This is a genomic window from Streptomyces sp. JH34 (assembly GCF_029428875.1).
Lineage (GTDB): Bacteria > Actinomycetota > Actinomycetes > Streptomycetales > Streptomycetaceae > Streptomyces.
On the sequence record NZ_JAJSOO010000001.1, the window covers coordinates 508,585 to 535,038 of the forward strand.

Consider the following 26,454-nt stretch of genomic DNA (forward strand, 5'->3'; position numbering starts at 1 on the left):
GGGCCGGGCGGCACCGGGCCCGGCGGTACGGGGGGCGGCGAGGGCACCGGTGTGGGCGGTCCTGGCACGGGCGGGGGCATCGGCGCGGGCGGTACGGGGTCGGGATTCGGGTGCGTCATCTCGGTCCTCCAACACGAACGCGACGGGTGGATCCGGATGACCGGATCCGGACGGGTGGAACTCATCTCCACCGTCTCCCCGTGCGGCTGCCCTCGCCTGCCGAGTCCATACGTACCCGCCGTGACTCCTGTCCCGGGAAGCCACCCGGCCGAGCCTCCCACCTGCCCAGGGACACAGCGGGTCCCTCAGGGGCGGGAGGCGACGACGGTCCCGTGGATCAGGTCCCTGTGGGGACGGCCTGCGGGCTGCGCTCGGTGCGCGTACCGGGCACGGGGGCGGACGGGTCAGCTCCCAGGGCGACGATCCGGTTCCCCTCGTCGACGTGCACGACACTCGGCACGAGGGCACGCGCCTCGGCGTCGTCGACCTGGGCGTAACTGATGAGGATGACCAGGTCACCGGGGTGCACGAGGTGGGCGGCGGCGCCGTTGATCCCGATGACGCCGGAGCCGCGCTCCCCCTCGATGACGTACGTCTCGAGACGGGCACCGTTGTCGATGTCCACGATGTGGACGAGCTCGCCGGGCAGCAGATCCGCGGCGTCCATCAGGTCGGCGTCGATGGTCACCGAGCCGACGTAGTGCAGGTCGGCCTGGGTGACGGTGGCCCGGTGGATCTTGGACTTGAACAGAGTGCGCAGCACTTTGGACTCCTCTAAGACGGCTCCCTGCCCGCTTTCTGCAGGTCAAGGGCGGTCTCCACTCTACACGGGCAGGCGTCGCAGTCGGTGATCGTGGGAACATCGCCTCTCATCGGTCCCACCTCCCGCTCCAGCCCGCCCCGGGCGATCACCCCCGCATACCACCGCTCACGGTCCTGCACCCGTGCGGCGCTGCGACGCGAAGTCCACGTGGACGATGCCGAAGCGCTTGCGGAAGCCGTACGTCCACCGGCGGAATCGCCCGGTGTAAGGGTGTGCGCGGGACTGGGGACGGGAAAGGCGAAGTTCGTCATGGTATGCACCCGTGGGCAGGAAGGCGCGAGCGGGGCGACGGACGGCGGGACGGAGAGCAGGCAGTGTCCGACGAGGTACGGGGGTGGCTCTCCCCGAAAGCGGTGGCGGCCGAGGCCGGTGTGAGCCAGGAGTTCGACCTCTCCCAGTGCGTGCGGGAGCCGATCCACCTGCTCGGCGGCGTCCAGTCGTACGGGGCCCTGGTCGCAGCCCGGTCGCACGACGCCGTGGTCGACACGGTGAGCCGGAACGCGCGGGAGGTACTGGGGCGGGCGGCCGAGGAGCTGGTGGGGCGGCCGGTCACGGAGCTGATCGGTGAGGAGCAGTGGGCGCTGGCGCGGGAGAGCGCGGAGGCCGCGGCGGTCCCCCCGGAGAACTCCGGCCCGGACTCCCCGCCGGACGGGCCCGCCGCCTCCGGTGTGCTGTCCCTCACCCTTGAGCAGGACGGGCGGGCCCGGCACTTCGACGTGACCGTCCACCGGGTCGCGGAGCTGCTGGTGCTGGAGTTCGAACCGCGTTCGGCGGACCGGCCCTTCGTGTTCCAGAGCTTCTATCCCCGGGTACGCCGCGCCCTGCAGCGGCTCCAGGGCGCGGCCGGCGTCACTGAGTGCTGTGAGGCCGCCGTCGGCGAGGTCCAGGCGCTCACCGGCTACGACCGGGTGGTGGCATACCGGTTCGAGGGCACCGACGGGCCCGGCCAGGTCATCGCGGAGGTGCGCAACGAAGGGCGGGAGCCGTGGCTGGGGCTATGGTTCCCGGCCAGCGACATCCCGCCGCAGGCCCGCCGCCTCTACGCCCGCAACTGGATCCGGGCCATCGCTGACGTGGACGACCGGACCGTGGGGCTGCTGCCCGAGCTGCGGGAGGAGACGGGCGAGCCGCTGGACCTGTCGGGCTCGATACTGCGGACCGTCTCCGGCTACCACCTGGAGTACCTGCGCAACATCGGTGTGACCTCGTCCATGTCCGTCTCGCTCCTGCAGGAGGGTGAGCTGTGGGGGCTGATCGCCTGCCACGGTGACGAGCCGAGACGGCTGGCCCCCGAAGTACGGGCGGCCTGCGAGTTCTTCGGGATCGCGCTGTCCCTGCAACTGGCGGCCGTCGCGGAGCGCGAGCAGGCCGACGAGCTGTCCGGGTACCGGCGGGCCCTCGCCGCGCTGCTGGCCCGGCTCACCTCCCAGGCGCCGGACGCGCTGCCGTTCCCCGACTCCGGGGTGCCCGAACTCATCCACGCGGACGGGGCGTTGCTGATCCGGGGTACAGAGACGCTGGCGACGGGGAGCCCTCCCCCCGAAGGGCTGCCCCGCCTGCTGGAGCAGCTCGCCGACCGGAGTCCGGTCGGCGAGGTGTGGAGCAGCGACCGGGTGCCGGAGGTGCTGGGGCTCGAGCCGGTGGACGCGGAGGCCCAGGAGCTGCCCGCGGGCCTCCTCTTCCTCCCCTTCAACCGGGACGGCGACCTGCTGGCCTGGTGGCGCCGTGAACTGCCCGCGCCCCGGGAGTGGGCGGCGGATCCGGCACGCCCGGTGCGCACGGGGCCGGGCGGTGAGCGGCTGACCCCGCGCGGTTCGGCGGCCGTCCACCGGGCGACCGTACGCGGGCGGAGCAAGCCGTGGAGCCCCGCGCAGCGGGTCGTCGCCGGGGAGCTGTGGCGGGAGATGTCGGGCCTGCTGAGCCGTCGGACGGCGTACCTGGAGAAGCGGAATGCCGAGCTGTCCCGGACCAACGAGGACCTGGACGCCTTCGCGCACGCGGCGGCCCACGACCTGAAGGAACCGTTGCGGGGGATCTCGAACGCTGCGTCCTTCATGGTCGAGGACGCGGGTTCCGAACTGGACGCGACCTCGCTGCGCCGGCTCACCACGGTCCGCCGGCTCACGGAGCGCATGGACGGGCTGCTCGACTCCCTGCTGCACTTCTCCCTCCTCGGCCAGGTGGGCCTGCGGCGGGAGCTGTTGTCGCTGGACGAAGTGGTGGACGACGCGCTGGTCGTCGCCGGTGCCCGGCTGGCGGAGCAGGGTGTGACCCTGGTGCGCCCGGCCGCCCTGCCCCGGCTGCGCGCGGACCGGGACCGGTTGCGCGAGGTGCTGGAGAACCTGCTGGTCAACGCGGCCAAGTACGCGGCGGACGAGGGCACGGGGGAGCGGCGGGTGTGGGTGGAGGCGGTGCCGGTGGTGCCGCCGGGCGGGGACACCGAGGACCCGGACAGCGGCGGGGGCGGGCGGCCGGTGACCGCTGTGGTCGTGCGGGACAACGGCATCGGGATCCCGCCCGACCGTCACGAGGACGTCCTCCAGCTGTTCCGCCGACTGCACGCCCGGGGCGAACGGGGCGGCGGTTCCGGCGTCGGCCTCGCCGTGGTCAAGCGGATCGTGGAACGCCACGGGGGCCGACTGTGGCTGGAGAGCCCGGCCGCCGCCCCGGACGGCAGCCGCGGCGGCGGTCCGGGGACGGCGGTGTGGTTCACGTTGGGCGGGGCGGACTCCCCGCCCGGCGGGTGACGCCGGTCCGCCCGGCCCGGGGCCGGGGTGCGGGCTACCCGGCGGCGGACCGCCCGTCGGTCCCCTGCCCGATCCAGAAGTCGACCGCTCCCCGCAGGACCGTCTGGAACAGCTCGAAGTTGACGGGCTTGTAGATGTAGCTGTCGGCACCCGCCGCGTAGCAGGCGTCCTCCTCCGTCGAGGAGGTGGACGACGTGAAGACGAGGACCGTCAGGGACGCGCACTCGGCGTGCCCGCGCAGGTCCGACAGGAGGGTCAGACCGTTCGTGCCCGGCATGTTCAGGTCGAGCAGCACCAGGTCCGGCATCCGGGCGGAGGGGTCGAGGAGGCGGGGCACCACCGCATCGCTGCGTGGCGCGAACTCCACCTGCAGGGACGGGTGGGAGCGCGACAGGGCCCGTTGGATGGCCTCCGTGTCCTCCTCCGAGTCCTCCACGACGAGGATCAGTCCATCGCTGTTCATGTGGGACCTGCCTGTTCGCCGGTGCGGGTGTCCGTTGCGGCCCCGCGGGTACGGATGGTCATCACAGGGCCGCCTGTTCGAGCCGGAGAGTGTGGCCGGTACCTGGTGGGACGCCGGTCCAGCGGGCCACGAGCAGGGCGATGTCGTCCTGTCCGGAGGCGCGGAACCACTTGGCCTGCCGGGCCAGGCTCTCCGCGATGTGCGCGGCGTCGAGACCGCGGAGGGCGGCGAGCCGTTGCGGCAGGACGCTCTCGAAGAAGGTGCCGTCCGCTTCCCGTGACTCGGTGAGCCCGTCGGTGAACAGCACCAGGGTGTCGTCCGGGGCGAGTCGGTCCTCGTGACTCTCGTAGGAGACGTCGTCCAGGACGCCGAGGAGGAGCCCCCCGCAGAGCACTTCGGACACCGTGCCGTCGCCGCGGAGCACCAGGGGGGCGGGGTGCCCGGCACTGCACGTGCTGACCAGCGCCGTGCCGTCGGCCTGGGGCGTCAGCGTCGTGACGACCGCGGTGAGGAAGCGGCTCGCCCGCTCCTGGCGCAGGGCCCGGTTGAGCCGCATCAGGGCGGTGCCCGCGTCGGTGCCCTCCTCCAGCAGGGTGCGCAGGGTGTGGCGGGCGAGACCGGTGAGGGCCGCCGCCTCCGCGCCGCGTCCGCAGACGTCGCCGATCAGCAGGGCGATGCTTCCGTCGGGCCGGGGCACGGCGTCGTAGAAGTCGCCGCCGACGTCGAGCATGGGGTCGCCGACCTCGTAACTCGCTGACAGGTCCCACTGGTCGGTGGCCGGGAGCCGCGAGGGGAGCAGGTGCTCCTGGAGCGAGAGGACGGCGTTGCGGCGGAGCTCGTAGAGCAGGGCGTTGTCGATGGCGAGTGCGGCCCGGGTGGCGAGGCTGCGGAGGAAGGCGCTGTCCGGCAGCCGGTCCTCGGGCCGCTGGTAGACGAAGGTGATGCTGCCGACGACACGGCCCCGGGCGCGGAGCGTGCTGATGCTGACGACGGTCGGGTGGCGGCAGTCCCCGGCCGTTCCGGCGTCGGCGGCGAAGGGCGAGCCGTCGAGTGCCGCGCCGCTCAGGAACAGGGGGTCCTCGTCCTCGCCCCGGCGGGCGAGCAGTGCGGCCAGCCACGGGTCGTCGCGGCCCGCCGCCTCCAGTGCGCGCTGCTGCTGGACGGCGACGTGCGTGGCGGCGACGAACTCCGGGCCCTCGCTGCGCAGCAGGTGTACGAGACATCCGTCGGCGACGGCCGGAACGGCGATCCGGGCCACCCGCCGCAGGGTGTCGACCACGTCCAGGGACGAGTCCATCTGGAGCGAGGCCTCGGCCAGCAGCGCGTCGTCCGCGCCCCGGCGGGCCTCACGGCCGCGCTGGAGGATGCCGGTGTGGCAGGCGACGATGACGTCGGCCGCCTGCATGAGCCGGCGCTCGACGGTCGGTACGTCCGCCGAGGCGTCGACGGCGGCACCGAGCGTGGCCCAGCCCCGGCGGTCGAGCCGGAAGGTGCAGGCCACGACGGAGGTCCCGAGCGGCGTCTGCCGCAGGAACTCCGCCTCTGGCCACACCGCGTCGTCCAGGCTGGCCACGGCGGACCGGATGACCACGGGGTCGTCACCCGGCTCGCGTACGGCCGCCGCCGGCACCGACCGCGGGGCCGTGACGATCACTGGGGCGTCACTCCTGTCGCTCAGGACGCGCGTGTACCGCAGGACCTGCTTCTCGTCCCAGCGGGTGCCCACGACGACGTGGACGCCCGGGGTGGCGAGGAGCGGCGCGTAGACGTCGTCCGCGAGCGCCTCGACCTCCTCGGCCCGTGAAGAGGCCTGCCAGAGCCGGTGCAGCACACTGGACCACGGGTCGTCGACCATGTGCCCGCCCTCCGGCGCCGTCGGGTCTCCGTACTCCCGCCAGTATGACCGGCGGGCAGCCATTCATGCCGTGTGAGCAGTTCCGGCGAGCCGCTGGACGTCCCGGCGCCGTCCGACCGCTCAGACCTCCGGTCGCGATCTACGCGGGCGGCCTGCTCGTCGGGTACGTCGCCGGGTTCGTCGCGACGTACTTCTTCGGCTTCAGCAAGGACATGCTGACCGGGTTCGACGTCTCCCGGGAGCCGGCCCGGTCGACACACCCCCGGCAGCGGACCGAGGCACCTGGCGGCCTCGACCGCCTCCCGCACGGTCGGATGGATGTGTCCCAGATCCGCCCTCGCGTCCGCGGTGCGCAGCACGTCCCTCACCTGACCACGTCGCGAGGAAGCAGCAGCCGGACTCCTCGGCCCTCCAGATCCCAGGCCGGCTGGTCGAGCATGCGTACGGCCCTGACGTCGATGAAGGGGACGGCCTCGGCGTCGAACACGACCGCCGTGGCTCCGTCCCTGTCGGCGGCCCTCGCCACCGTGGACCGGATCCGTTCGGCGTTGGCGAAGTAGATGCCCCCTCGACGCGCAGCACCACCAGCCCCGGGATCCTGCGGCTTTCCCGGTGCCGGTCGAGCGCGGGGAGCAGGCGGGGCATGCTCGCCCTCATCCGGAGGAGAGATCACTGATGGCGCTGCCCACCAGTTTCGCGGCGAAGAGCAGGCAGATCACGGCCATGATCGCCGTGTTGTGCCGCTCCATCCAGAGCTTGAGTCCGTCGAGGATGTGCTGCGAGCGCTCCTTGAGGGCGAAGTAGAGCACGAGCGGCGCTCCGGGCCCGATCGCTCCGAGGACCACGTAGACCGCGAGCGCCACGGCCTGGGCGCCGGCGGAGTCGTCCGTGCGCGCGATCGCCGAGGCCGCGGCGATGGAGAGCAGCAGGTTCTTCGGGTTGACGGCGGAAAGCGCCGTCCCGAGCGCCAGCGCCTTGACGGGGGTGAACGAGTCGACCGTCCTCATCCACTTCGGCAACGTCACCTCCTCGTCACCGCGCGGCCGGCCGCGCCACTCCTTCACCGCCAACCGCAGCAGCAGTACTCCGAGCGCCAGGTCGAGCGCGCTGACGCACGCAGACGGAGCTGCCCCGGCAGTTCGAAGTGACCCTCTGGGGCGTGCTCCCCACTCTCGCCCGGGCCACAGCCCTGTCGTGGCGCGGGGCGGTCCGGGGACTGGCGGAGCACTGGGGTGCGCTCAAGTACACCCAGGCCCTGGCCGGCGGTCGCAGCCCTCCGTCCTCGGCCTCACCGACGAAGGCCACCGCGTCGCGGACCACTACACGTCGCTGCAGTCCGGCGAGCTTGGCATCGGCTTCGCGCTCACCCTCGCCGAACACATGCTGCGCAGCCGCTTCCCCGACCACACGGTGACGAACGTCCCTGCCGATACGGCGTTACGCGCGGGCTGGGCCCTCACCAGCAAGGACGAAGGCGAGAAGGTGAGGTATCGCTATCGCCCTCAGTACTTCGCAGAGGGAGCACCGGCGACGGCAGCGCCTTGGCTCGCGCTGCAAGGGGATCGTGAACTGGGCGCTATCACCGTCGGTGCCGTGGCCGACCTCGTCCTGCGCTCCGACCCGTTCAGGGACGTCACCGTGCAGGCCGAACCGGGCAGCTATGCGCGAGCGGTCGTGCAGAACGGCGTGGTCAGGATGGACAACTCTCAGACCGTCCGACTCCGAACCGGCACAGGCGACGGGCATCGCCCGCCGCCTGTGCCGGTGTTGTCGCTCAGCTGCGATCAGGCGGTCGCTGTGCTGAACCAAGGCATCGGTTCCTGGCCCGCGCGTCGGCGCCGCTCGCGCAGGACGCGCCCCCGGCCGAGGAGCACGACGCGGAGTCAGCCGAGCGGGGGCGTGTCCTCCTCCAGGATCTCGAAGACGTCGGGCTCAGGTGTGGCAAGGTCCCCCAGACCGCGGACCCGGTTGCGGAACGCGTCGGCCTTCATGGCCCGCCGGTGGGACTCGGCGTCCGCCCAGCGGGCGGTCTCGACGAAGACCTCGGGGTGGTTGACCGAACGGTAGAGGCAGTGGTCGAGAAACCCGGGCTGGCTGCTCATGTGCTCGGTGATGCCCCCGAGGATCTCCTGGAAGGCGTCGACGTCGCCGTGGACCGTGAGGCGGTTGATCACTGTGATCACGGGTTCTCTCCTATGAGGTCGGAGTGAGGACGGTCGGCCGCGCCGGGGTGCGCGCGGTCGGCCCGGTCGGTGTGCGCGGCACGTGCGCGCAGCTCGCGGCGGAGGATCTTCCCGTTCGGGGAACGGGGGACGCGTTCCACCACGTCGAGGAACTTGATCTGCTGGTAGTAGGGGACCTGATGGTTCACGTGGGCGGTGAGCTCCGCCGGATCGGACGGTCCGGCGTCCTCATCCAGCACGACGAAGGCATGGGCCACCGCGCCGCTGAACGGCTCCGGGTGGTCGACCACCGCGCAGTCCCGTACGGCCGGGTGGGTGATGAGGACCTGCTCGATCTCCGTGGGTGACACCAGCCAGTTCTCGCACTTGAAGACATCCTTGATCCGGTCCACCAGGTACAGGTAGCCGTCCTGGTCCTGATGGCCTATGTCACCGGTGGAGAACCAGCCGTCGGCGCCGACCGCGGGGCCGACGGCGCCGAGGTAGCCGCGCATGAGCTGCGGTCCGCGGACCTGGATCTCGCCGTCCCGCCCGGCCGGAAGCGGGGTGCGCCTGTCCAAGTCCACCACCCGGCAGTCGGTGCCGGGCACCACCGGGCCCACGGAGCCGGGCCGGGGCCGTGCCGGCGGCTCGCCGTGCGTGAGCGGGGAGGTTTCGGCCAGTCCGTACCCCTGCACGACCGGAATACCGAAGTGCGCCCCGAGGGTACGGGCCTGGGCGGGCAGCAGCGCCGAACCACCGGAGAAGACCGCGCGGACCGTCTCCAGCCGGAGGCCCGGCAGCCTGGGGTCAGCCGCCAGGTGCGCCAGCCGTACGGGAAGGCTGTAGTAGTGCGTCGCGCGGTGACGATTCGCAGCCTCGATCGCCTCCGCCGGGTCGGCTGACGGGCTCAGCACCTGGGTCGCTCCCGCGTACACCGCGGCGTTGAGGTGCATCGGGTGGTAGAGCGGCAGGTTGTTGAGGGCCACCGCGTCGCCGTCCAAGCCGTGGACGGCGGCGATCTGTGCGGCGTTGACCACGAGGTTGCGGTGTGTCAGCTGAACGGCCTTCGGTTCCCCCGTGGTCCCGCTGGTGAACTGGACGCACGCCACCGAGTCCAGGTGCGGAGCGGGCCCCGGGGCATCACGGCCCCTTCCGCCGGGCCCCGCGGTGCCCTGGACGAGAGCGTCCGGGGAGAGGACGTGACGCAGGTGCGGGAGCTTCCCACGCACCTGGGCGACCCGCTCGGCCACCCCGGGCGGGGCGACCACCACGGTCGTCCCGGCGACGGAAAGGACGTGGGTGAGGGCGTCGCCCCGCAGGTGCGGATTGACGAGCACGACGACGTGGCCCGCGCGCACGGCGCCGTAGTAGACGACCGCGAACGACGGGTCGAGGGAGGCCACCAGCCCCACGACGGTTCCGCTCCCGCCGGCCGCCCGGCTCAGGGCCTGGGCACAGTCGTCGGCTCGGTCATCCAGTTCCGCGTACGTCGTCGTCCCACTCGGTGTGCGCACGGCGACCCGGTCGGGTGCCGCCGCGGCGGCCCGGCGCAGGAGACCGTCCAGTGGCACCTCCGGCACCCGCGCGAGGTCGAACGGCACAGTCGGAAGCCCCGGGGGGGCCGAGCGGGCCGGTTCGGCGGAAGCTCGCCGGGAGGTCGGTGTGCCGGTGTCGGGCGGGATGTCAGGCGTGGGCGGCATGGACTCGCTCCTCGGCGAACTGCTGGGCGTACCGCAGGGTTTGCAGACTGTTGGTGCTCAGGACACGGCGCAGGTACTTCCGGGCGTCGGCGACCGTGGTGCCCTCCCCAAGGAGCGGCAGCGCGGACGGTTTGATCGTCGCGGTGTGCCGGGCGTAGGCGATGACGCCCTCCGGGGTCTCCGTGAACACCCAGTGCCCGGTGTGGCCGTCGAGCAGAGCCGGAAGACTGATCTGCTTGTAGACGATCTTGTGACTCGGCAGGCAGACACGCACGGACCGTGTGGTGTGGTCGCGTCCGTCGGGGGTGTGCGTGTGCATGTCGAAGAACTGGATGCCGGGGGTGTCCTCGGTCATCTCCAGCTTCTCCACGTGCGGAACCCGCTCCGGCCATTCGGCGGCGGCGTACAGGAACTCGTAGACGTCCTCCAGCCGGCCGCCGATGAACAGCGGATCCTCGAAGGAGATGACCAGGGGCTCCACTTCGTCCCACCGCTCGGCGAGGTCTCGCAGTGAGTCGAGCTGACCGGGGGTGCGCGCGTTGACGTCGTCGGTGGTCCGGCGCACCGCTTCGGGATCGTCCCCGGTGACGGTGAACTCATGGGTGACACCCACGGTCGTGGTTCCCTCGCCGTCGGCCTCGAAGCTCCACATCGCGCGCATGTTCGTCAGGGGTGCCTGCGGCTCCAACTGGTCGAAGACGATGCGCAGCCCTTCGCGGTCGAGCCGGCGGCGGGCGTCCCAGACGTGCACGTCGGTTCCGCCGGTCAGCGCCCAACGACGGATCAGGTCGCCGTGGCCGGCGTCGGACTCCAGGACCTCGGCGTGCACGGCGGGACCGAAGTGCTGGGGCCAGTGGTCGAGGTCGGCCATCAGGTCGAAGCAGAGCGGAGCGGCTGCCCGGACGGTGACGCGGTGCCGGACGAGGTGCGGCTGAGACATGGTGATTCCTTTCGGACGGGAGGAGTGTCGGCGCGCTGCTCGAACTGCAGGGACCGGGGAAAGCAGAAGAGGAAGGAGACGGAGACGGAGAGGGGGTACGGGAAGGGGAGCGGCGGCATGAGCGGCGGCAGCGGGATCATCACCGGCCGCCCGAGACGTCGATCACGGCGCCGTTGATGTTGCCGTTCGCCTCCGCGCAGAGGAACGCGATCGCCGCCGCCACGTCCTCGGGTGTGCTCAGCCGCCCGCTGGGGGTGCGCCGCAGCTCCCGCTCGCGCACCTCCCCCGGCAGGTCGGCCAGCACTCCCGCGGTGCGGGTCAGGCCCGGGCTGACGAGGTTGACGAACACTCCGTCGGGCCCCGCGTCCCAGGCCAGGCTGCGCGCGAAGCCGTGCAGTGCGGCCTTGCCCGCGGCGTAGAACTCCTGCCCGGGTGCCCCGTCCCGGGTGCGGTGCGAGGACAGCAGCGCCACCCGGCCCCAGGTGCGGGCGCGCATGCCGGGCAGGACCAGCTGTACCGTGCGCAGGGTCTGTTCCAGGTTGTCCCGGAGCAGTTGCTGCCACTGCTGCGGTGGGACGTCCTCGACGCGTGTGCCGGGCGGTTGCCGGGGTCCGCGCCGCACCGCGTTGGCGACGAGGATGTCCACACCTCCCCAGCGGTTCTCGGCGGCCCGGACGGCGGCGTCGACGGACGAGGGGTCGCCCAGGTCGTACGGGACGGCGCAGGCCAGATCGCGGCCCGCCCCCAGTTCGTCCGCGAGTTCGCGGGCACGTTTCTCCCCGGTGCGATAGGTGAGGACCACCCTGGCGCCCTCGGCGGCGAACGCGCGGGCGGTGGCCGTCCCGATGCCCGATGAGGCGCCTGTGATCAGCGCGGTCCTTCCGGCGATGCCCAGATCCATCTCACACCCCCGGTCGGGCGGGCCGCAGCCCGCGCACGGCGTCCAGGGCGGGCGTCAGCTCCTGGGAGGTCAGGGCGGAGCCGCGCGCGCAGAGGTAGCCGTCCGGCCTGACCAGCAGCCAGCCGTCGGGGGCACAGCCCAGGTGTCTGCGGACTCCTCCGTCCGGGTCGGGCATCGGGCGGGGGCCCGAGGTCTCGTCCGTGCCGGAGGTCTCGAGCGTGTCGGCGAACACACGTACCGAAAGCCAGTCCGCGTGCGCCTCGTGCGCCTGTTCGGCGGCACGGGCGGAGATGGCTCCCCCGCCTGCCACGAGCAGGGTGCACCGGGTGTCTCGCAGCTCGGCCAGCAGGGCGCTCCAGCCCGTCCCGAGGGCGTCCCGCGCGGTGACCTGGGCGATCCGGGTCCCGGATCGCGGCCCGGCGGCGGTGCGGGGGCGGGTGTCGGGGACGGTCAGCGGGCTGTCCGTGTAGTCCAGCGCCAGCGCCGACATGGTGCCGATGATCCCGCGCTCGATCCGGCCGCGCAGCGGACCGCACCGGCGGACGAGCGCGAAGACCACGGGGAGCGCGATGCCTGCCGCGGAGTTCTTCAACTGGACGAGCCAGGTGGCCTTCCTGGTGGAGCCGAGGAGGGCCCGGCCGATCGGAACACGCTCGTCCGAGTAGGAGTCGAGCAGTGTGTCCGGTGCGTGGCCCCGTACGACGAGCGCAAGCTTCCAGGCAAGGTTGTAGGCGTCCTGGACACCGGTGTTGAGGCCCTGGCCGGAGGCGGGGCTGTGCACGTGCGCGGCGTCGCCCGCCAGCATGACCCGGCCCTCCCGCATGCGGGCGATCATGCGCTGCTGGATGGTGAAGACCGACACCCAGCTCGGGGTGGACACCCGAACGGGGCGGCCGAGTCCGGCTCGCAGTTTGCGGGCGAAGCGGTCGGCCACCTCGTCCGGGTCTCCGCTGTAGGAGGCGTCGGCGGTGTCCAGCAACCGCCATTTGTCCTTCTCGGGAAAAGGAATGGCCATCACCGTCCCCTTGCCGACCTTGATCCAGTGGATGCTGTTCTGCGGCAGGCCCGCCTCGAGTTCGGCGTCGGCGATCAGCCAGGTCTCGCTGGAGTCCCCCAGGAGTGGCAGCCCGAGGAGTTTGCGGACCGTGCTGTGTCCGCCGTCGCAGCCCACCAGCCGCTCCACGGTGAGGCGTTCCTCACCGTCCGCCGTGTGCAGGACGACGTGCACGGCCTCGGCGTCCTGGGTGAAGCTGCCGAGGCGGACCCCCCATTCGACCTTCACGCCGAGTTTTGCGGCGGCCTGCCGCAGGACGTCCTCGGTAGCGGCCTGGTCGATCATCAGCGTCATCGGGTAGCGGGTGGGGACCCGGGAGTAGTCGGGGCCCAGACGGGCCAGCCGGCGGCCGTTCGCGTGCATGGTGAAGCGCTGGATGCGCCGTCCTCGGGGCAACATGTCCTCGACGAGCCCCTGGTGGTCGTACGTCTCCAGGGAACGTGCGTGGGTGGCCATTGCGCGGCTGGTGACAGCGGGCCCGTGGGCGGCGTCGATCAGGCGTACGCGCAGACCGCGCCGGGCGAGTTCGACCGCTGCGGTCAGTCCCACCGGGCCGGCACCCGTCACCAGGACCTGGGGAGGGTTCGGCGGCGCCCCGCCGGCGTTGTCGGCTGTCGTCATGACGGTCTCCTCGTGGGTTCGGTGAGCGGATGCGTCAGGCGGTAGGCGGCGCGGGCCGGGGCGGCGAGCCGGCAGGTGTGGCCGCGGTGGACCGGGGCGGGGTGGCGGACCAGGCAGGGAGCAGTCCGCGGCGCCGGGCCTCCGCGAGCGTCGGGGCCTCCCGGTCCCGTGCGGAGAGCGACCGCTCCGCACCGGCCGGCCAGGGCAGGGCCAGCTCCGGGTCGAGCGGGTGGACCGTCCGTTCGCGTCCGGGCCGGTAGGGGGCGGAGCAGAGGTAGAGCACGGTGGCGCGGTCGGTGAGGGCCGTGAAGGCGTGCCCCAGCCCCTCGGCGAGGTGGACGGCCCGCCATTGGCCGGGCCCGAGCCGCACCGAGTCCCACCGGCCGAAGGTGGGCGAGCCCTCGCGCACGTCCACCACGAAGTCCCGCACCTCACCCGCCACACATGTGACGTAGCGGGCCTGGCCCGGAGGCGTCTCGACGAAGTGGACACCGCGGACCACGTCCTTACGGGAGATCGACACGGCGGCCAGAGCCACGGGCATCGGCGCCCCGAGGGCCGCCGAGACCTCGTCGCCGGAGTACCACTCGACGAAGGTGCCGCGTTCGTCGTGGTGCGGGCGGAGGTCGATCTCCCACGCGCCGTCGATGGCTAACCGGCGCATCGCTGCACCTCGCCGTCCGGCTCGGGGGCGGCCGGCGCCGCGCCGTGTGCGACGCGCACGAGGGAGGGGACCGTGCGGGCCGGGGACGGCTGCCGGGCGATGTCCTCGGCAAGGGCGCGGGCGCCGGACCGGTGGCGGGGGTCCCCCAGCAACCGCCGGCACTCCGTCTCGATCCGGGCGGCGGTGGCCCCGGACGCGGGCAGCGTGCTTCCCGCGCCGGACTCGGCGACCCGTCGGCCGTACGTGGCCATGTCCGACGCGAGTGGCGCCAGGACGAGTTGCGGCAGGCCGTGGACGAGTGACGTCATGGTCGTTCCGGGGCCGCCGTGGTGCACGACCAGGTCGCAGGACGGCAGCACATGGGTCAGAGGCAGCCGGTCGACGGCACGTACCGTCGGCGGCAGAGGACCGAGGTCCTGGGCGGGGTCCGTCGCGAGCACCACGTCGGCGTCCATCCGGCCCATCGCGGTCAGGACTTCGGCCCACAGCCCCGGCGCCCCGGCGGCCGTCACGCTGCCCAGCGTGACGCACACCCGTGGCCGGTCAGCCGGCCGCAGTGCCCAGGACGGTACGGGCGCCGAGCCGTTGTACGGCACGTACCGCATACGCCGGACGGGCACGGCCCTCGGGTCCGGACGCTGCATGCGCGGCGGGCAGACGTCGAGGACGAGCCGGGGCTCGGGCAGCGCCGGCAGGTGCCAAGCGGCCAGTTCGGGCTCCAGCTCCGCGGCGGCGGCCTCGGCGTAGAGCGGGGAAGGGTGCAGACCCCAGCCGTGCTCCACCCAGGGCACGCCGATTCGGGCGGAGACCATCCGGCCCGCGTACTCGGTGGGCTCACTGACCACCAGGTCCGGCCGCCACCGCTCGGCGATCCGCGAGGTGCCCTCGAGGACGCGCACGGCCAGCCTGCCGAATCCGCGTCCGCTGCGGCGCACCTTCGCCTCGGGTGAGGCCGGCCACGGGACAGGGGTGCCGTCCCGCTGCCGTCCGATCATCTCGCTCATCACCACCGGTTCGGCGTTCCCCACGGCGGGCAGGCCCGCCGCGAGCGCCACCTGAACGGATCCCTCGGGCACGGTGAGCAGCACCTCGTGTCCCGCCGCCCTCAACGCCCAGGAAAGCGGGACGAGTTGCAGGATGTGCCCGTACATAGGTGCGCTGGTCAGCAAAACCCTCATGGCGTCGACCTTGACAGGCGAGAGCTCCGACGGACAGAGCGAGAACCGCTTCTCGATTCAGAGTCGAGCCAGGCTCGACCTGAACTCCAAGTGCCACTGGAAGAAATTGGCGTGGGCTGGAATGACCCCGGATCAGGAGGCTCGGAAAATGCGCCTGCTCTTCACTGCTTTCCCTTCGCCGTCCCACCTTTTCCCCATGGTTCCGCTCGCCTGGGCGGCGCGCGCGGCGGGCCACGAGGTGCGCGTCGGCGGCGCGCCTTCGCTCGTGGACGCCATCACCGCCTCCGGGCTGCCGGCGGTGCGGGTCGGCGCCGAAGTCGATCTCACCGGCACATCCCGCAGCAGGAGCCTTTCCGGCTGGCACGACCACGACCGGTGGCCTGCCGGCTGGCCGGTGGACCCCGGTCTCCTGGACAGCCGGCGCAAGGAACTCCTGGAGGCCCTGGGGCAGCGGCAGTTCGCGATAGCCGCCGGGATGCTCGATGACCTCGTGCAGTTCGGCGGGGCCTGGCGGCCCGATGTCGTCGTGCACGATGCCGTCTCCTACGCGGGTCCGGTGGCCGGCTCGGTCCTCGGCGTTCCCAACGTGAGCCATCTGTGGGGCAGCCCGGGGCTGCAGCGCCTGGAGATGAAGGGGCTGGGTCCGGAGCCCCAGGACGGTTTCGTCGCGCTCTTCGACCGGTACCGCGCGGCGGTGCGGACCTGGCCCGACGCATGGGTCGACCCGTGCCCTCCCAGCATGGGATTCGGCTCCGGGCCGGATGTGCACCCGATGCAGTACGTGCCCTACAACGGCCCGGGCCGGACCCCCGTACGGCTCCTCGACCCGCCGTCCCGGCCGCGGGTCTGTGTCACCTGGGGCGCGACCACGGCCAAGCTGCTCGGCGCCGACATGACGGGACTGCTGCGCCAAGCCGTGGAGGCCGTCGCCGCGCTGCCCGTGGAGGTCGTCCTGGCCACCACCGCCGACCAGCGCGAACTGCTGGGCGACCTGCCGCCGTCCGTCCGTACCGAGATCTCCGTGCCGCTGCACATGCTGCTGCCGGGCTGCGCAGCGGTGGTCCACCACGGCGGCGCGGGAACCACTCTCACCGCCGCCCGTCAGGGCGTCCCCCAGCTGACGATCACCCGCAGGCCCGAGCCGACGCTCAACGGCGAGCGGCAGGCCTTCACCGGTGCGGGCATCAATCTGACGTACGGCGAGGTGAGCCGGGCCGAGCGGCCGGTCGAGACCGTACGGGAACAGGTGACGCGGTTACTGGACGACCGCTCCTACCGGGACGCGGCCGAGCGGCTCTCGGCGGAGATCCTCGCCCAGCCCGCCCCGGCCGACGTGGTCGGCGTCATCGAAAAACTGGCCTGATTCTCCGCCGTTTCTGTGCGGAGTTCCCACCGGACGAAAGAGGCAGGATGAGTTCCCCAGCTGTCGGAAATGCGGCGACACCAAATGCAGTGGTCACACATCTCGTGTCCCTCACGGGACTGCGTGGAATTCTCGCATTGATGGTGTTCGGCACGCATTTCTTTCTCGCGTTCGTCATGGCGGGCGGGTCGATGGACTCGTCGTTCGTGCAGGAGGTCTTCCACGTGCTGTTCTCCCGGTCCGGGGGAACGGCGGTCTCCTGCTTCTTCCTGCTCAGCGGGTTCGTCCTGACCTACATCGCACGGCCCGGTGACAGCACCCGCTCCTTCTACCGGCGTCGGGTCGCGAAGGTCTACCCGGTCCACCTGATCAGCACCGCCATCGCGTTCGCCCTGGTCTCGGTGCGGTACGAGGTGCCCGGCGTGGAGGTCACGCTGTCCCATCTGTTCTTGGTGCAGAGCTGGGTCCCGAGCCAGTGGTACTACCTCACGATGACGGGCCTCGACTGGTCGCTGAGCTGTGAGGCGTTCTTCTACCTGTGCTTCCCCGTACTGCTCCTGGTGCTGACCAGGGCCAGGACCTGGATGCTCTACGCGGTGTCCGCGTGCGCGGTGTTCCTGGTCTTCTTCCTCCCGTACGTCGTCGGACACACCTTCGCGATCCTCTCGCCCGATCCGGTGGAGATGGTGCCGACCGCCGGCTACGGCGGGCCGATCGGCTACTGGTTCGCCTATGTCTTCCCGCCGATGCGCATGGCCGAGTTCGTCATCGGGATCTCCCTGGCCGTACTGGTGCGCAGGGGCGCGTGGCGCGGGCCGGGTGTCGCGGTCTGCCTGGTGCTGTGCGCGATCGGCTGGGGGGTCAATCTCCACCTCGACAGCTATCTGCCGCTCGCGGCGGGCATGCTCATCCCCTTCGCCCTGCTCATCCCCGCGCTCAGCACCGCCGACATCAACTCCACCTGGTCGCCGCTCCGCTGGAAACCGCTGGTGTGGTTCGGCGAGATATCCCTGTCCTTCTACGTCAGTCATCTGCTGGTCCAGGAGGAGCTGTTCAGCCGGCTGTGGAACCTCGGCATGCGGGCAGGTCTGCTGCCCGCGCCACTGCCCGTCCTGTCCTGGTGGGTGGGCGTGCTGTCGTTCCTCGCCCAGTTCGCGCTGGCGGTACTGGCCGCCTGGCTGCTCTACCGGCTGGTGGAGCTGCCGCTGGTGCGCAAACTGCGGCCGAAGGACGTCCCCCCGGTTCCGGTGACCTCGACGGAGTCCGCGGCCCCTCCCGCACATCAGGCCGGTGCGGCGCACATGGCGGAGAAGTGAGCGGCATGAAGGTCCTCTTCGCGGCCTCGGGCTGGCCCACGCACTACATGTCGATGGTCCCGCTCGCCTGGGCGCTGCGTGCGGCGGGCCACGAGGTCCGGGTGGCGGCCCAGCCCTCCATGCACGCCACGATCCTGCGCTCGGGCATGCCGGCTGTGCCGGTGGGTTCCGACGTGGACTACGTCGCGGTACGCAAACGGACCCTCTCCCACGAGCGGTCGGACGGGGCCGGTCACCGCGACCCGGCGGAGCTGCGCGATGCGGCGGAGCGGGACGAGGGCGGTCTGTTCGGCGCCTGGAACGAGGCGACGTCGGCCGCTCTGGACGACACGGTCGCATTCGCCCGCGCGTGGCGGCCCGATCTCGTCGTCGGCGACACGATGGCGCCCGCGGCACTCGTCGCGGCCCATGTGCTGGGGGTGCCGGGGGTGCGGCACCTGTGGGGGCCGGACATCCTGGGCACGTCGGAGGGGGTGAAGATCCTCGACATCCTTCCGGGTTACCGGGAGCAGTACGAGCGGCACGGCGTCAGCGCGCCGGGGGACCCGGCCCACCGCACCGTCTCCCCCTGTCCGCCGAGTCTCCAGCAACCCGGTCTGCCCGAAAGGCTGTCCCTGCGGTGGGTGCCGTACAACGGCCCGGGGATCACGCCCGGCTGGCTCGGCGTCCCGCCGCCCAGGCCGCGGGTGTGCGTCACCTGGGGAACCTCCACGACGGACGTGCTCGGGCACGAGGACAGGACGGTGCCTGACGTGCTCGAAGCTCTCGCCGGTCTCGACGTCGAGGTCGTCGTCACGGTGACCGCGGCGGAACGCGAGCGGCTCGGGCCGCCGGCGCCCGGCGTGCGGGTGCTGGAGTCCATGCCGCTGCATCTCCTGATGCCGGGGTGCGACCTGCTGATCCACCAAGGAGGGTTCATGACGGCTCTGACGGCCGCCCACCACGGGGTGCCGCAGCTCCTCGTCCCGCAACTGCCCAACCAGGTCTCCGACGCGCGGGTACTGGAGGGGGCGCGGGTGGCGCGCCATCTGCCGGCCGCGGAGTCGGGCGTCGACTCCCTGCGTGCGGCGGTCGAGGAGGTCCTGGGCGGGGAGGCGTACCGGGTGGCGGCGGCCCGGCTGCGCGCCGAGATCCTCGCCCAGCCCAGCCCCGGGGACGTGGCCGCGAACCTCGCCGAGCTGGCCCGGACCGGGCCCTGACCACGGTGGCCGGGGAGAAGGCGAAGCCGCTGGTCGTCGTCCTGGGCGCCGCCGGTTATCTGGGATCGGCCGTCGTGGCGGAGCTCGCCCGCCGGCCGGTGCGGCTGCGCCGGGTGGCCCGGCCCGGCCGGCTGCGCGAGGTCCCGGCGGGGGCCCGGGGGGACGCCCCGCCGCAGTCACCACCGTGGGAGGCCGACCTGTCCCGGCCCGGGGCCGTCGCCCAGGCCGTGGCGGGCGCCGACGTCATCGTTCACCTCGTCGCGCACATCGGCGAGGCGTCGGCCTGGCGGGCCGCCGAACACGACCCGGCCACCGCGCGGGTGAACGTGGGGCCGGCACACGACCTCGTGGCCGCGCTCCGGGCGCGGCGGGGCGACGGGCCGCCACCGGTGGTGCTCTTCGCCGGTTCGGCTTCACAGGTGGGGCGGGCGGGAGTGATCGACGGCAGCGAACCCGACGAGCCCGTGACGGTGTACGCGCGTCAGAAGCTCGCTGCGGAGCGGGCCCTCCTGGCCGCTTCGGCCGAGGGGGTGCTGCGCGGGGTGTCGCTGCGGCTGCCCACGGTGTACGGGGCGGGGCCCGGGCCGCTCGGCAACGGTGTGGTCACCGCGATGGCGCGGCGCGCGCTCGCGGGCGAGCCCCTCCCGGTGTGGAACGACGGGTCTGTGGAGCGGGACCTGTTGCATGTCACGGACGCGGCCCGCGCGTTCACGGTGTGCGCGGACGCGGACCGGGCCGGCACGCTGGCCGGACGCCACTGGGTGGTGGGCACCGGCCGGCCGGTGCGGGTGGCCGACCTGTTCGCCGCCGTCGCTCGGAGCGTCGCCGCCCACACCGGCGCGCCGCCCGTGCCGGTGGTGTCCGTGGAGCCGCCGGCCACGGCGACGGCCTCTGACGCCCGGGGCACGGTCGTCGACGCCTCGGCCTTCCGGACCGCCACGGGCTGGCGCCCCCGGCAGTCGATGCCGGAGGCGCTGGACGAGCTGGTGGCGGCCCTCGCGCGGCGCGGGTAGGGCCGGGCCGGGGCCGTGATGTGGTTCCTCAGACGATGTGGAGTTCGGGTACGTAGAGGATCCACCGGCCGCCACGGCGCTTGAACTCGGCTTCCTTCCGCATGATCTCCTCCGCGTGGTTCCAGGCGAACAGCAGCGCGTAGTCGGGGTAGGGATCGGCGAACGCCTCGGGCGAGCGCACCGGGATGTGCGATCCGGGACTGAGTGTGCCCTGCTTGGCCGGGGTGTTGTCCGCGATGAAGGACACCAGGTCGGGGCCGATACCGCAGTAGTTGGTGAGCGTGGCGCTCTTGGCGGTCGCCCCGTAGCCGACCACGCTGCTGCCCTCGTCACGGCAGCGCACCAGCAGTGTGCGCAGCCCGTCGCGCAGCAGGTCTATGTTGGTGGCGAAGCTCTCCAGCGTGGGCCGTTCGGCGAGTCCGAGGATCTTCTCCCGGTCCAGGAAGCGGGCGACCTCGGGAGAGGGTGTCCGTGAGCCCGGCCGGGCGAGCGTGTAGCGGATCTCGCCGCCGTGCACGGGCAGGTGCTCCACGTCGACGAGCTCGAATCCGTAGAAGGCCGCCATGTTCTGCACCGACCGCACCGTGAAGAAGTAGAAGTGCTCGTCGTAGATCTGGTCGAATGACGTCCGCTCGACGATGTCACCCATGTAGGGGTCCTCGAAGACGAAGATGCCGTCCTGGTCGAGCAGGATGTCCACCCCGCGGAAGACGGAGTCGACGTAGGAGATGTGCGAGAAGGTGTTGGCGGCGTAGATGACGTTCGCGCGGCCCTCGGTGGCGACGATCTCCGCCGCCGTGGATTCCTCGAAGAAGGCGTCGTGGACCCGGATGCCCTTGGCGGCGGCGGCCTCGGCGACGCCCGCGCAGGGCTCGACCCCGAGGTGGCGGCGGCCGGCCCGGGCGACGGTGTCGAGCATGATGCCGTCGTTGCTGCCGAACTCGACGACGAAGGAGTCCGGGTCGCGCAGTTCGTGGTCGAGGAAGTGCCCGGCGGTGGCACGGAAGTGGTCCTGCATGGCCGAGGACCCCGAGGAGAGGTAGGGGTAGTCGGTGCGGAACATGTGTTCGCGCGGTACGTCCTCCAGGAGCTGGACCATCGTGCAGGAGCCGCACTGGGCGACCGCGAGCCGGTGGAAGTACTCCTGGGCGGGGTGGTTCGGGTCGACGAACGCGTCAGCCAGTGGCTGTCGTCCGAAGTCGAAGAACTCGTGCAGCGTACCGCCGCAGATCCGGCAGTCGAGCGTGTCAGACATATGGTTCCTCAGCTCCTGTCCAGGACTCGGCCTGAGCGGCCGGCCGGGCAACGGCCGTCGTTCCGTGCCGTTCTCGGCTGTCCGACGTGCGGGGATGATCCCTGTGGTCGAGATCGTCCCCGCCGGGCCTCGGCGATCGCTCAAGACGCGCTTGACGCCCTGCCGCCGCACCGTCGGCGGCTCGGCCGCCCGGACGCCTCCGGTGCCGGGCCGTGTTCCCGGCCGCCGGGAGACAAGGCTCAGTCGGCCATGAGAGGCCGCAGGTACCGTGCCGTGACGCCCGGGCCGGTCGCGACGGCTGCCGGGGGGCCCTCGCCGACGACCTTGCCTCCCCGGCCACCGGCGCCCGGACCCATGTCGATGATCCAGTCGGCGCAGGCGGCAACGTGCAGATCGTGCTCGGCGATGACTACGGAGTTGCCGGCCGCGAGGAGGGTGTCGAAGGCGTCGACCATGCGCTGCACGTCGGACGGGTGGAGCCCGGTGACCGGTTCGTCGAGGATCACCAGGCCCCGTCCCCGGCTGCCGCTGCCCATGAGTATGGCGTTGGCGAGCTTGAGGCGCTGCGCCTCACCGCCCGACAACTCGGTTCCGCTCTGACCGAGTTGCAGGTAACCCAGTCCCGCCTGCTGGGTGGCGCGGAGGGTGGCGGCGAGCGGTGCGGGGCCGGCGAAGAACTCGGCGGCCTCGTCCACCGTCATGGCCAGCACCTCGTCGACCGACTTGCCGTGATAGGTGACGGCGAGCAGTTCGGGGGTGAACCGGCGGCCCTCGCAGACGTCGCACTCGACCCACATGTCGGGCATGAAGTGCATGTCGACCTGGCGCCTTCCGTAGCCCTGACAGGTCTCGCAGCGACCGCCGGGCGAGTTGAAGGAGAACGATCCGGCGCCGTAGCCCAGGCTTGCGGCCTGGGGGGTGGCCGCGTAGAGCTTGCGGATCAGGTCGAAGGCCTTGGTGTAGGTGGCGGGGTTGGAGCGTGGGGTACGGCCGATCGGGTCCTGGTTCACCACGGTCACCCAGCCCACCGCCGCCGCGCCCTCGACCGACGTGACGGCTTCGGGGCGTTCACCGCGCAGCGTGGCGGCCAGGCTCGCACCGAGGGCCTCGTGCAGGAGGCTGCTCTTGCCGCTGCCGCTCACCCCGGTGATACAGGTCAGCGAGTTGAGGGGGATGTCCACCCGGTCCAGCCGGACGTTGTGCACGTCGATCCCGACCAGGCCGAGCCGGGGCGAGGTTCCGGCGTCGTACCGCCGCTCCCGCCGGACCCGGGGGCCGCGCCCGGCGAGGTAGGCGCCGGTGAGCGAGCGCGGGTTGTCGCTGAGCTCCGCCGTGGGCACGGACGCGACGAGGGTGCCGCCCTCGCGTCCGGCGCCGGGCCCCAGGTCCACCACCCAGTCGGCCAGTGCGATGAGTTCGGGGTCGTGCTCGACGAGCAGGACCGTGTTGCCCGCGTCCCGCAGCGCGTGCAGGATCTCGCGCAGCGGATGCTTGTCGGCGGGGTGCAGTCCGGCGCTCGGCTCGTCCAGGACGAAGATGATGCCGGTCAGGTCCATGTTCAGCTGGGCCGTGACGCGGGCTCGTTGCAGTTCACCGCCGGACATGGACGGGGCGCTGCGGGTCACCCGCAGGTGCCCCAGTCCCAGTTCGACCATCAGGCGCACCCGCCGGCCGAGGTCGGGCAGCAGGTTGACCGCGACCTCGCGCTGCATGGGGGTGAGTGTGGCGTCGATGGTCGCGACCCAGTCCCGCAGATCCTCGATGGGCATCTGCACGATCTCGGGGTAGGTCAGCCCGGCGACCTTGAGGGTGCGCGGGACGTCGCCGAAGCCGCTGCCCGCGCAGTCCTCGCAGTCCTGGCGGCGCATGAACCGCGCGTAGTTCTCCTTGCTGCTGTCGGAACCCGCGGCCTCGTACAGTCGTGAGACCTCGAAGACAGCGCCCTTGAGGGGGATGCTGCGTTCGATGACGGACTCGGTGCCGGACTTCTTCTGCTTGCTGACGATCTTGTAGGAGATCGCCTCGTCCCCCGTGCCGTGGAGCGCGGCGTGGCGGAACGCCTCGGGCAGCTCGCGCCAGGGCCGGTCGAGGTCGGCACCGTGCCGCTCGGCGAGTGCGGGCAGCGCCAGGTACTCACCGGAGTTGGCCCGGTCGAACCACTCCCCCGCCCCGGCCCTCAGCGGGAGATCGGGCCGGGTGATGATCCGGTCCTCGGCCGGGGTGACGACGTAGCCCAGGCCGCTGCACCGCTTGCAGCGGCCCTCCATGCTGTAGCGGTCGAAGTAGGCGCTGGTGAGCCCGCGCAGCTCGGGGAACTCCACGGCTTCCGGGCCCAGTGCGGGCATGCGCGCGAACAGCAGTCCGAGGAAGTCGTTCAGGCCGGTGATGCTGCCGAGGGTCGAGCGGGGACTGCGGTTCAGCCTCCGCTGGTCCACGGCGAGAGTCACTCCGAGCCCGGCGATCCGGTCCACCTGGGGACGGTCCTTGGGCGAGATGAACTGCCGGAAGAACGGCGAGATGCCGTTGAGGTACCGCAGTTGGGCCTCCGCGTGGATCGTGTCGATGGCGAGGGACGTCTTCCCGCTGCCGCTGACACCGGTGAAGGCGACGATCCTGTTCTTCGGAATGGTGACGCTGACGTTCCGCAGATTGTGAGTGTTCGCTCCGACGACCTCGATGAACTCGCCGCCCGGTGTGCCCTCGGTCTGGTGACTCACCCGCTGCTCCTTCTGCTGGACCTGTACGTGGACTTCCAGCTGTCGCTTGACTCTCGATATTACTCTCACGATACTAGCTTCGTGAATCTAACTCGTCTAATGGCTCTCGGGACCCTTCAGAACGTGGGACCACTCCACGGCCACGAGATCCGTCGCATTGCCGAAGTCACCAGCGTCAGCAGTTGGGGAGGCGTCAGCGTCGGCGCGCTCTACCGCGAGCTGCGCACGATGGACGAAGGCGGCCTGGTCGAATCCGTCCGCACGGAACAGGTGGGCAGACGCCCCGCCAGGACCGTCTACCGGATCACCTCGTCGGGAGAGGGGGAACTGCGCGAGCTGCGCGAGCAGGCGGTCACCCAGGTGCACCACGGAACGGATCCGTTCGGCGTCGCACTCCTCTTCACACGCACCAGCGAACTGCCGACCCTTCTCGAGCTGCTGGAGCGACGCCGCGAAGCCGTCCTGACCATGCGCAACGACATCGAGTCGGAGAGCCGGGCGCTGCGCGAGGCCGGCCAGATCGGACCGCTCGACGCCGCGATGTTCCGGCGCAGGGTGATGCAGCTCGACGCGGACCTGCTCTGGCAGGACGAACTCGACCGGACGATCGCGGAGACGGTCGCAGCCGAACAACTCGCCGGCGAGGAGCTTCCCACCGGCGGGACCACCGGACCCACAGCGGAGGTATCACCGTGAACATGATCGAAGTACGCGGCCTGTCCCGCACGTTCCAGGCACCGCAGGGCGAGGTGAACGCCGTCCGCGGTGTCGACTTCACCGTCGCCGCGGGTGAGATCGTCGGTTTCCTCGGTCCCAACGGTGCGGGCAAGACCACCACGATGCGGATGCTCACGACACTACTGCGCCCCACCTCGGGAACAGCGGTGATCGCGGGCCACGACCTGCTCAGCGACCCGGTCGGCGTCCGCAGGCGGATCGGCTACGTCGCCCAGGGCGGCGGGGCGAATCCCGCGGAGTCCGTGGTCAACGAACTCATGCTCCAGGCCCGGCTGTACGGGCTCTCCAAGAGCGAGGCACGGTCGCGCATCGCCGTCCTGGCGGGCCAGCTGGGTCTCGACGGGCTGGAGGGCCGGCTCGTCAGCAGTCTGTCCGGCGGTCAGCGGCGGCGGCTCGACATCGCGCTCGGCCTGGTGCACCAGCCCCCGCTGATCTTCCTGGACGAACCCAGCACCGGACTCGACCCGACCAGCCGCAACAACCTCTGGGACCATATCCGCAAACTGCGAGACGAGCTCGGCGCCACCGTCTTCCTCAGCACCCACTACCTCGACGAGGCGGACGCGCTGTGTGACCGCATCCTCATCATGGACCGCGGCACCATCCTCGTGGAGGACAGTCCGGAGGAGCTCAAGGGGCGGGTCTCGGGCGACGCGGTGACCGTCGAGGTCGCCCCGGAGGGCGTCGCGGCCGCCACCGCCGTCGTCGAGCGACTGCCGTCGGCCCGTTCGGTGATCCCCGGCGGGAACACCATCCGCTTCCGCACCGAGCACAGCAGCCGGACCATGGTCGACATCATGCACGCGCTGGAGTCGAGCGCGGTCGACATCGTCTCCATCCAGGTCGACCGTCCGAGCCTCGACGACGTCTTCCTCGCCCTCACCGGACAGCCGACCGAAGAACTGCACTCCGCCGCGGCCGCCCCCGCCGGCGCCTGAGGAAGGAAACACCCGTGAAGACCCTCCGTGAGACGTTACTCGTCTTCGACAACCAGATCCGGTTCACCTTCCGGTACAAGATCACCATCGTGCTGGGCATGGTCCAGCCCGTCCTCTATCTCCTGCTCTTCGGCCCGCTGCTGACCAAGCTCGGCGGCATGGGCAGCGGCAACACCTGGCAGACGTTCGTCCCCGGCGTACTCGTGTACCTCGCGCTGTTCGGCGCCGGCTTCTGCGGGTTCGGCATCATCTCCGACGTGCGCTCGGGCGTCATCGAGCGGATGCGTGTCACCCCGGTCAGCCGCTTCGCGCTACTCATGGGGCGAGTGTCGCGCGAGGTCGCGATCCTCCTCACACAGTCCTTCATCATCGTTTCCGTGGGCTTCCTCCTCGGACTGCGTGCCGGCTTCCTGGGTATCCTCGGCGCCGTCGTCCTCGTCGTGCTGCTCGGCGTCGCGCTCGCGTCGCTCTCGCTGTCGCTGGGTGTCGCGCTGAAGTCGGAGGACCAGTTCGCCCCGCTGCTGACCTCCGCCGCGCTGCCCGTCATGCTGCTGGCCGGCATCCTGCTGCCGATGGACCTGGCGCCGAAGTGGCTGGACTACCTGTCCCACCTCAACCCCCTGCGCTACATCGTGGACGCCATCCGGGACCTGTTCGCCGACCAGTTCGCCACCAGGGCGGTCCTGGAGGGAACGTGCGTCGCGGTCGTGCTCGCCGTGGTCTGCGTCGCCCTCGGCATCCGGACCTTCTCCAAGGAGAACGCCTGACACGCGGTAGCACCCACGGACAAGGGCGGAGGGGCGT

General features: G+C 71.6%; 22 protein-coding genes and 2 pseudogenes. 9 read left to right on the plus strand and 15 right to left on the minus strand.

The annotated features are described in order from the left end of the window. Positions 1 to 337: 337 nt before the first annotated feature. Positions 338 to 763: an aspartate 1-decarboxylase gene (gene panD / locus LWJ43_RS02480; protein WP_277330604.1), complete on the minus strand. Its 426-nt coding sequence runs from the start codon at positions 761 to 763 to the stop codon at positions 338 to 340. Between the two features lie 122 nt (positions 764 to 885). After that, positions 886 to 1,009, minus strand: a pseudogene (locus tag LWJ43_RS02485) (family 1 glycosylhydrolase); the annotation flags it as partial. Between the two features lie 128 nt (positions 1,010 to 1,137). Between LWJ43_RS02485 and LWJ43_RS02490 the strand changes: the two are divergent. Beyond that, entirely contained in the window at positions 1,138 to 3,570 is a 2,433-nt protein-coding gene (locus LWJ43_RS02490) for an ATP-binding protein (protein WP_277330605.1), read from the plus strand. Positions 3,571 to 3,604: 34 nt separating this feature from the next. Here LWJ43_RS02490 and LWJ43_RS02495 read toward each other — a convergent pair whose 3' ends face one another. Then, positions 3,605 to 4,033, minus strand: coding sequence for a response regulator (locus LWJ43_RS02495; protein WP_277330606.1), 429 nt, complete (start codon positions 4,031 to 4,033; stop codon positions 3,605 to 3,607). 61 nt (positions 4,034 to 4,094) lie between these two features. Continuing rightward, positions 4,095 to 5,888 (minus strand): PP2C family protein-serine/threonine phosphatase, encoded by a 1,794-nt coding sequence (locus LWJ43_RS02500; protein WP_277330607.1) that lies wholly within the window; start codon positions 5,886 to 5,888, stop codon positions 4,095 to 4,097. Between the two features lie 131 nt (positions 5,889 to 6,019). On the opposite strand from LWJ43_RS02500, the pseudogene LWJ43_RS33020 reads away from it, so the two are divergent. Beyond that, a pseudogene (locus LWJ43_RS33020) lies at positions 6,020 to 6,172 on the plus strand (PTS transporter subunit EIIC); the annotation flags it as partial. An 80-nt stretch (positions 6,173 to 6,252) separates the two neighbouring features. On the opposite strand, the gene LWJ43_RS02505 reads toward LWJ43_RS33020, so the two are convergent. From LWJ43_RS02505 to LWJ43_RS02545, 9 genes are all read right to left on the minus strand, one after another. After that, positions 6,253 to 6,561 carry a sodium-independent anion transporter gene (locus LWJ43_RS02505; protein WP_277330608.1) on the minus strand — a complete coding sequence of 103 codons (309 nt, stop codon included), beginning with the start codon at positions 6,559 to 6,561 and terminating at the stop codon, positions 6,253 to 6,255. Further along, positions 6,542 to 7,075 carry a GAP family protein gene (locus LWJ43_RS02510; RefSeq protein ID WP_346772008.1) on the minus strand — a complete coding sequence of 178 codons (534 nt, stop codon included), beginning with the start codon at positions 7,073 to 7,075 and terminating at the stop codon, positions 6,542 to 6,544. Before LWJ43_RS02510 ends, LWJ43_RS02505 begins: the two co-directional genes overlap by 20 nt. 696 nt (positions 7,076 to 7,771) lie before the next feature. Further along, on the minus strand, positions 7,772 to 8,071 hold the full coding sequence (locus LWJ43_RS02515) for an antibiotic biosynthesis monooxygenase family protein (protein ID WP_277330609.1): 300 nt from the start codon (positions 8,069 to 8,071) through the stop codon (positions 7,772 to 7,774). Continuing rightward, positions 8,068 to 9,753, minus strand: coding sequence for a class I adenylate-forming enzyme family protein (locus LWJ43_RS02520; RefSeq protein ID WP_277330610.1), 1,686 nt, complete (start codon positions 9,751 to 9,753; stop codon positions 8,068 to 8,070). Before LWJ43_RS02520 ends, LWJ43_RS02515 begins: the two co-directional genes overlap by 4 nt. Further along, entirely contained in the window at positions 9,737 to 10,693 is a 957-nt protein-coding gene (locus tag LWJ43_RS02525; protein WP_277330611.1) for an aromatase/cyclase, read from the minus strand. The genes LWJ43_RS02520 and LWJ43_RS02525 overlap by 17 nt, the downstream gene beginning before the upstream one ends. 139 nt (positions 10,694 to 10,832) lie before the next feature. Then, complete coding sequence (locus tag LWJ43_RS02530; protein ID WP_277330612.1) at positions 10,833 to 11,594, minus strand: SDR family NAD(P)-dependent oxidoreductase; 762 nt, start codon at positions 11,592 to 11,594, stop codon at positions 10,833 to 10,835. 1 nt (position 11,595) lies between these two features. Beyond that, a complete protein-coding gene (locus LWJ43_RS02535) occupies positions 11,596 to 13,269 on the minus strand; it encodes an FAD-dependent oxidoreductase (RefSeq protein WP_277330613.1) in 1,674 nt (557 codons plus the stop codon). Positions 13,270 to 13,303: 34 nt separating this feature from the next. Continuing rightward, positions 13,304 to 13,933 (minus strand): dTDP-4-dehydrorhamnose 3,5-epimerase family protein, encoded by a 630-nt coding sequence (locus tag LWJ43_RS02540; protein WP_277330614.1) that lies wholly within the window; start codon positions 13,931 to 13,933, stop codon positions 13,304 to 13,306. Further along, on the minus strand, positions 13,921 to 15,111 hold the full coding sequence (locus tag LWJ43_RS02545) for a nucleotide disphospho-sugar-binding domain-containing protein (protein WP_277330615.1): 1,191 nt from the start codon (positions 15,109 to 15,111) through the stop codon (positions 13,921 to 13,923). The genes LWJ43_RS02540 and LWJ43_RS02545 overlap by 13 nt, the downstream gene beginning before the upstream one ends. 196 nt (positions 15,112 to 15,307) lie before the next feature. Between LWJ43_RS02545 and LWJ43_RS02550 the strand changes: the two genes are divergently transcribed. From LWJ43_RS02550 to LWJ43_RS02565, 4 genes are read left to right on the plus strand one after another with little or no spacing between them, the layout of a single operon-like run. After that, complete coding sequence (locus LWJ43_RS02550) at positions 15,308 to 16,474, plus strand: nucleotide disphospho-sugar-binding domain-containing protein (RefSeq protein ID WP_277330616.1); 1,167 nt, start codon at positions 15,308 to 15,310, stop codon at positions 16,472 to 16,474. A gap of 47 nt (positions 16,475 to 16,521) precedes the next feature. Further along, complete coding sequence (locus LWJ43_RS02555; RefSeq protein ID WP_277330617.1) at positions 16,522 to 17,790, plus strand: acyltransferase family protein; 1,269 nt, start codon at positions 16,522 to 16,524, stop codon at positions 17,788 to 17,790. 5 nt (positions 17,791 to 17,795) lie between these two features. Further along, positions 17,796 to 18,989, plus strand: coding sequence for a nucleotide disphospho-sugar-binding domain-containing protein (locus tag LWJ43_RS02560; RefSeq protein ID WP_277335788.1), 1,194 nt, complete (start codon positions 17,796 to 17,798; stop codon positions 18,987 to 18,989). A gap of 5 nt (positions 18,990 to 18,994) precedes the next feature. Then, positions 18,995 to 20,002: an NAD-dependent epimerase/dehydratase family protein gene (locus tag LWJ43_RS02565; protein WP_277330618.1), complete on the plus strand. Its 1,008-nt coding sequence runs from the start codon at positions 18,995 to 18,997 to the stop codon at positions 20,000 to 20,002. A gap of 28 nt (positions 20,003 to 20,030) precedes the next feature. Here the strand turns inward: LWJ43_RS02565 and LWJ43_RS02570 are convergent, their stop codons facing one another. Both LWJ43_RS02570 and LWJ43_RS02575 read right to left on the minus strand, forming a co-directional pair. After that, positions 20,031 to 21,257: a class I SAM-dependent methyltransferase gene (locus tag LWJ43_RS02570; protein WP_277330619.1), complete on the minus strand. Its 1,227-nt coding sequence runs from the start codon at positions 21,255 to 21,257 to the stop codon at positions 20,031 to 20,033. 239 nt (positions 21,258 to 21,496) lie between these two features. Continuing rightward, positions 21,497 to 23,974 (minus strand): excinuclease ABC subunit UvrA, encoded by a 2,478-nt coding sequence (locus LWJ43_RS02575; RefSeq protein ID WP_277330620.1) that lies wholly within the window; start codon positions 23,972 to 23,974, stop codon positions 21,497 to 21,499. A gap of 99 nt (positions 23,975 to 24,073) precedes the next feature. Between LWJ43_RS02575 and LWJ43_RS02580 the strand changes: the two genes are divergently transcribed. The 3 genes from LWJ43_RS02580 to LWJ43_RS02590 are packed head-to-tail and all read left to right on the plus strand — an operon-like array spanning position 24,074 to position 26,417. Further along, on the plus strand, positions 24,074 to 24,670 hold the full coding sequence (locus tag LWJ43_RS02580) for a PadR family transcriptional regulator (RefSeq protein ID WP_277330621.1): 597 nt from the start codon (positions 24,074 to 24,076) through the stop codon (positions 24,668 to 24,670). Next, entirely contained in the window at positions 24,667 to 25,650 is a 984-nt protein-coding gene (locus tag LWJ43_RS02585) for an ATP-binding cassette domain-containing protein (protein WP_385447000.1), read from the plus strand. The genes LWJ43_RS02580 and LWJ43_RS02585 overlap by 4 nt, the downstream gene beginning before the upstream one ends. A 14-nt stretch (positions 25,651 to 25,664) precedes the next feature. Further along, positions 25,665 to 26,417, plus strand: a complete 753-nt coding sequence (locus LWJ43_RS02590) for an ABC transporter permease (protein ID WP_277330622.1) — start codon at positions 25,665 to 25,667, stop codon at positions 26,415 to 26,417. Positions 26,418 to 26,454 lie beyond the last annotated feature (37 nt).

Coding starts and splice junctions, on each gene's coding strand:
- LWJ43_RS02530 (WP_277330612.1), bottom strand. CDS start 11,594: ATGGATCTGGGCATCGCCGGAAGGACCGCGCTGATCACAGGCGCCTCA.
- LWJ43_RS02495 (WP_277330606.1), bottom strand. CDS start 4,033: ATGAACAGCGATGGACTGATCCTCGTCGTGGAGGACTCGGAGGAGGAC.
- LWJ43_RS02555 (WP_277330617.1), top strand. CDS start 16,522: ATGAGTTCCCCAGCTGTCGGAAATGCGGCGACACCAAATGCAGTGGTC.
- LWJ43_RS02520 (WP_277330610.1), bottom strand. CDS start 9,753: ATGCCGCCCACGCCTGACATCCCGCCCGACACCGGCACACCGACCTCC.
- LWJ43_RS02570 (WP_277330619.1), bottom strand. CDS start 21,257: ATGTCTGACACGCTCGACTGCCGGATCTGCGGCGGTACGCTGCACGAG.
- LWJ43_RS02500 (WP_277330607.1), bottom strand. CDS start 5,888: ATGGTCGACGACCCGTGGTCCAGTGTGCTGCACCGGCTCTGGCAGGCC.
- LWJ43_RS02560 (WP_277335788.1), top strand. CDS start 17,796: ATGAAGGTCCTCTTCGCGGCCTCGGGCTGGCCCACGCACTACATGTCG.
- LWJ43_RS02525 (WP_277330611.1), bottom strand. CDS start 10,693: ATGTCTCAGCCGCACCTCGTCCGGCACCGCGTCACCGTCCGGGCAGCC.
- LWJ43_RS02550 (WP_277330616.1), top strand. CDS start 15,308: ATGGTTCCGCTCGCCTGGGCGGCGCGCGCGGCGGGCCACGAGGTGCGC.
- LWJ43_RS02540 (WP_277330614.1), bottom strand. CDS start 13,933: ATGCGCCGGTTAGCCATCGACGGCGCGTGGGAGATCGACCTCCGCCCG.
- LWJ43_RS02535 (WP_277330613.1), bottom strand. CDS start 13,269: ATGACGACAGCCGACAACGCCGGCGGGGCGCCGCCGAACCCTCCCCAG.
- LWJ43_RS02545 (WP_277330615.1), bottom strand. CDS start 15,111: ATGAGGGTTTTGCTGACCAGCGCACCTATGTACGGGCACATCCTGCAA.
- LWJ43_RS02580 (WP_277330621.1), top strand. CDS start 24,074: ATGGCTCTCGGGACCCTTCAGAACGTGGGACCACTCCACGGCCACGAG.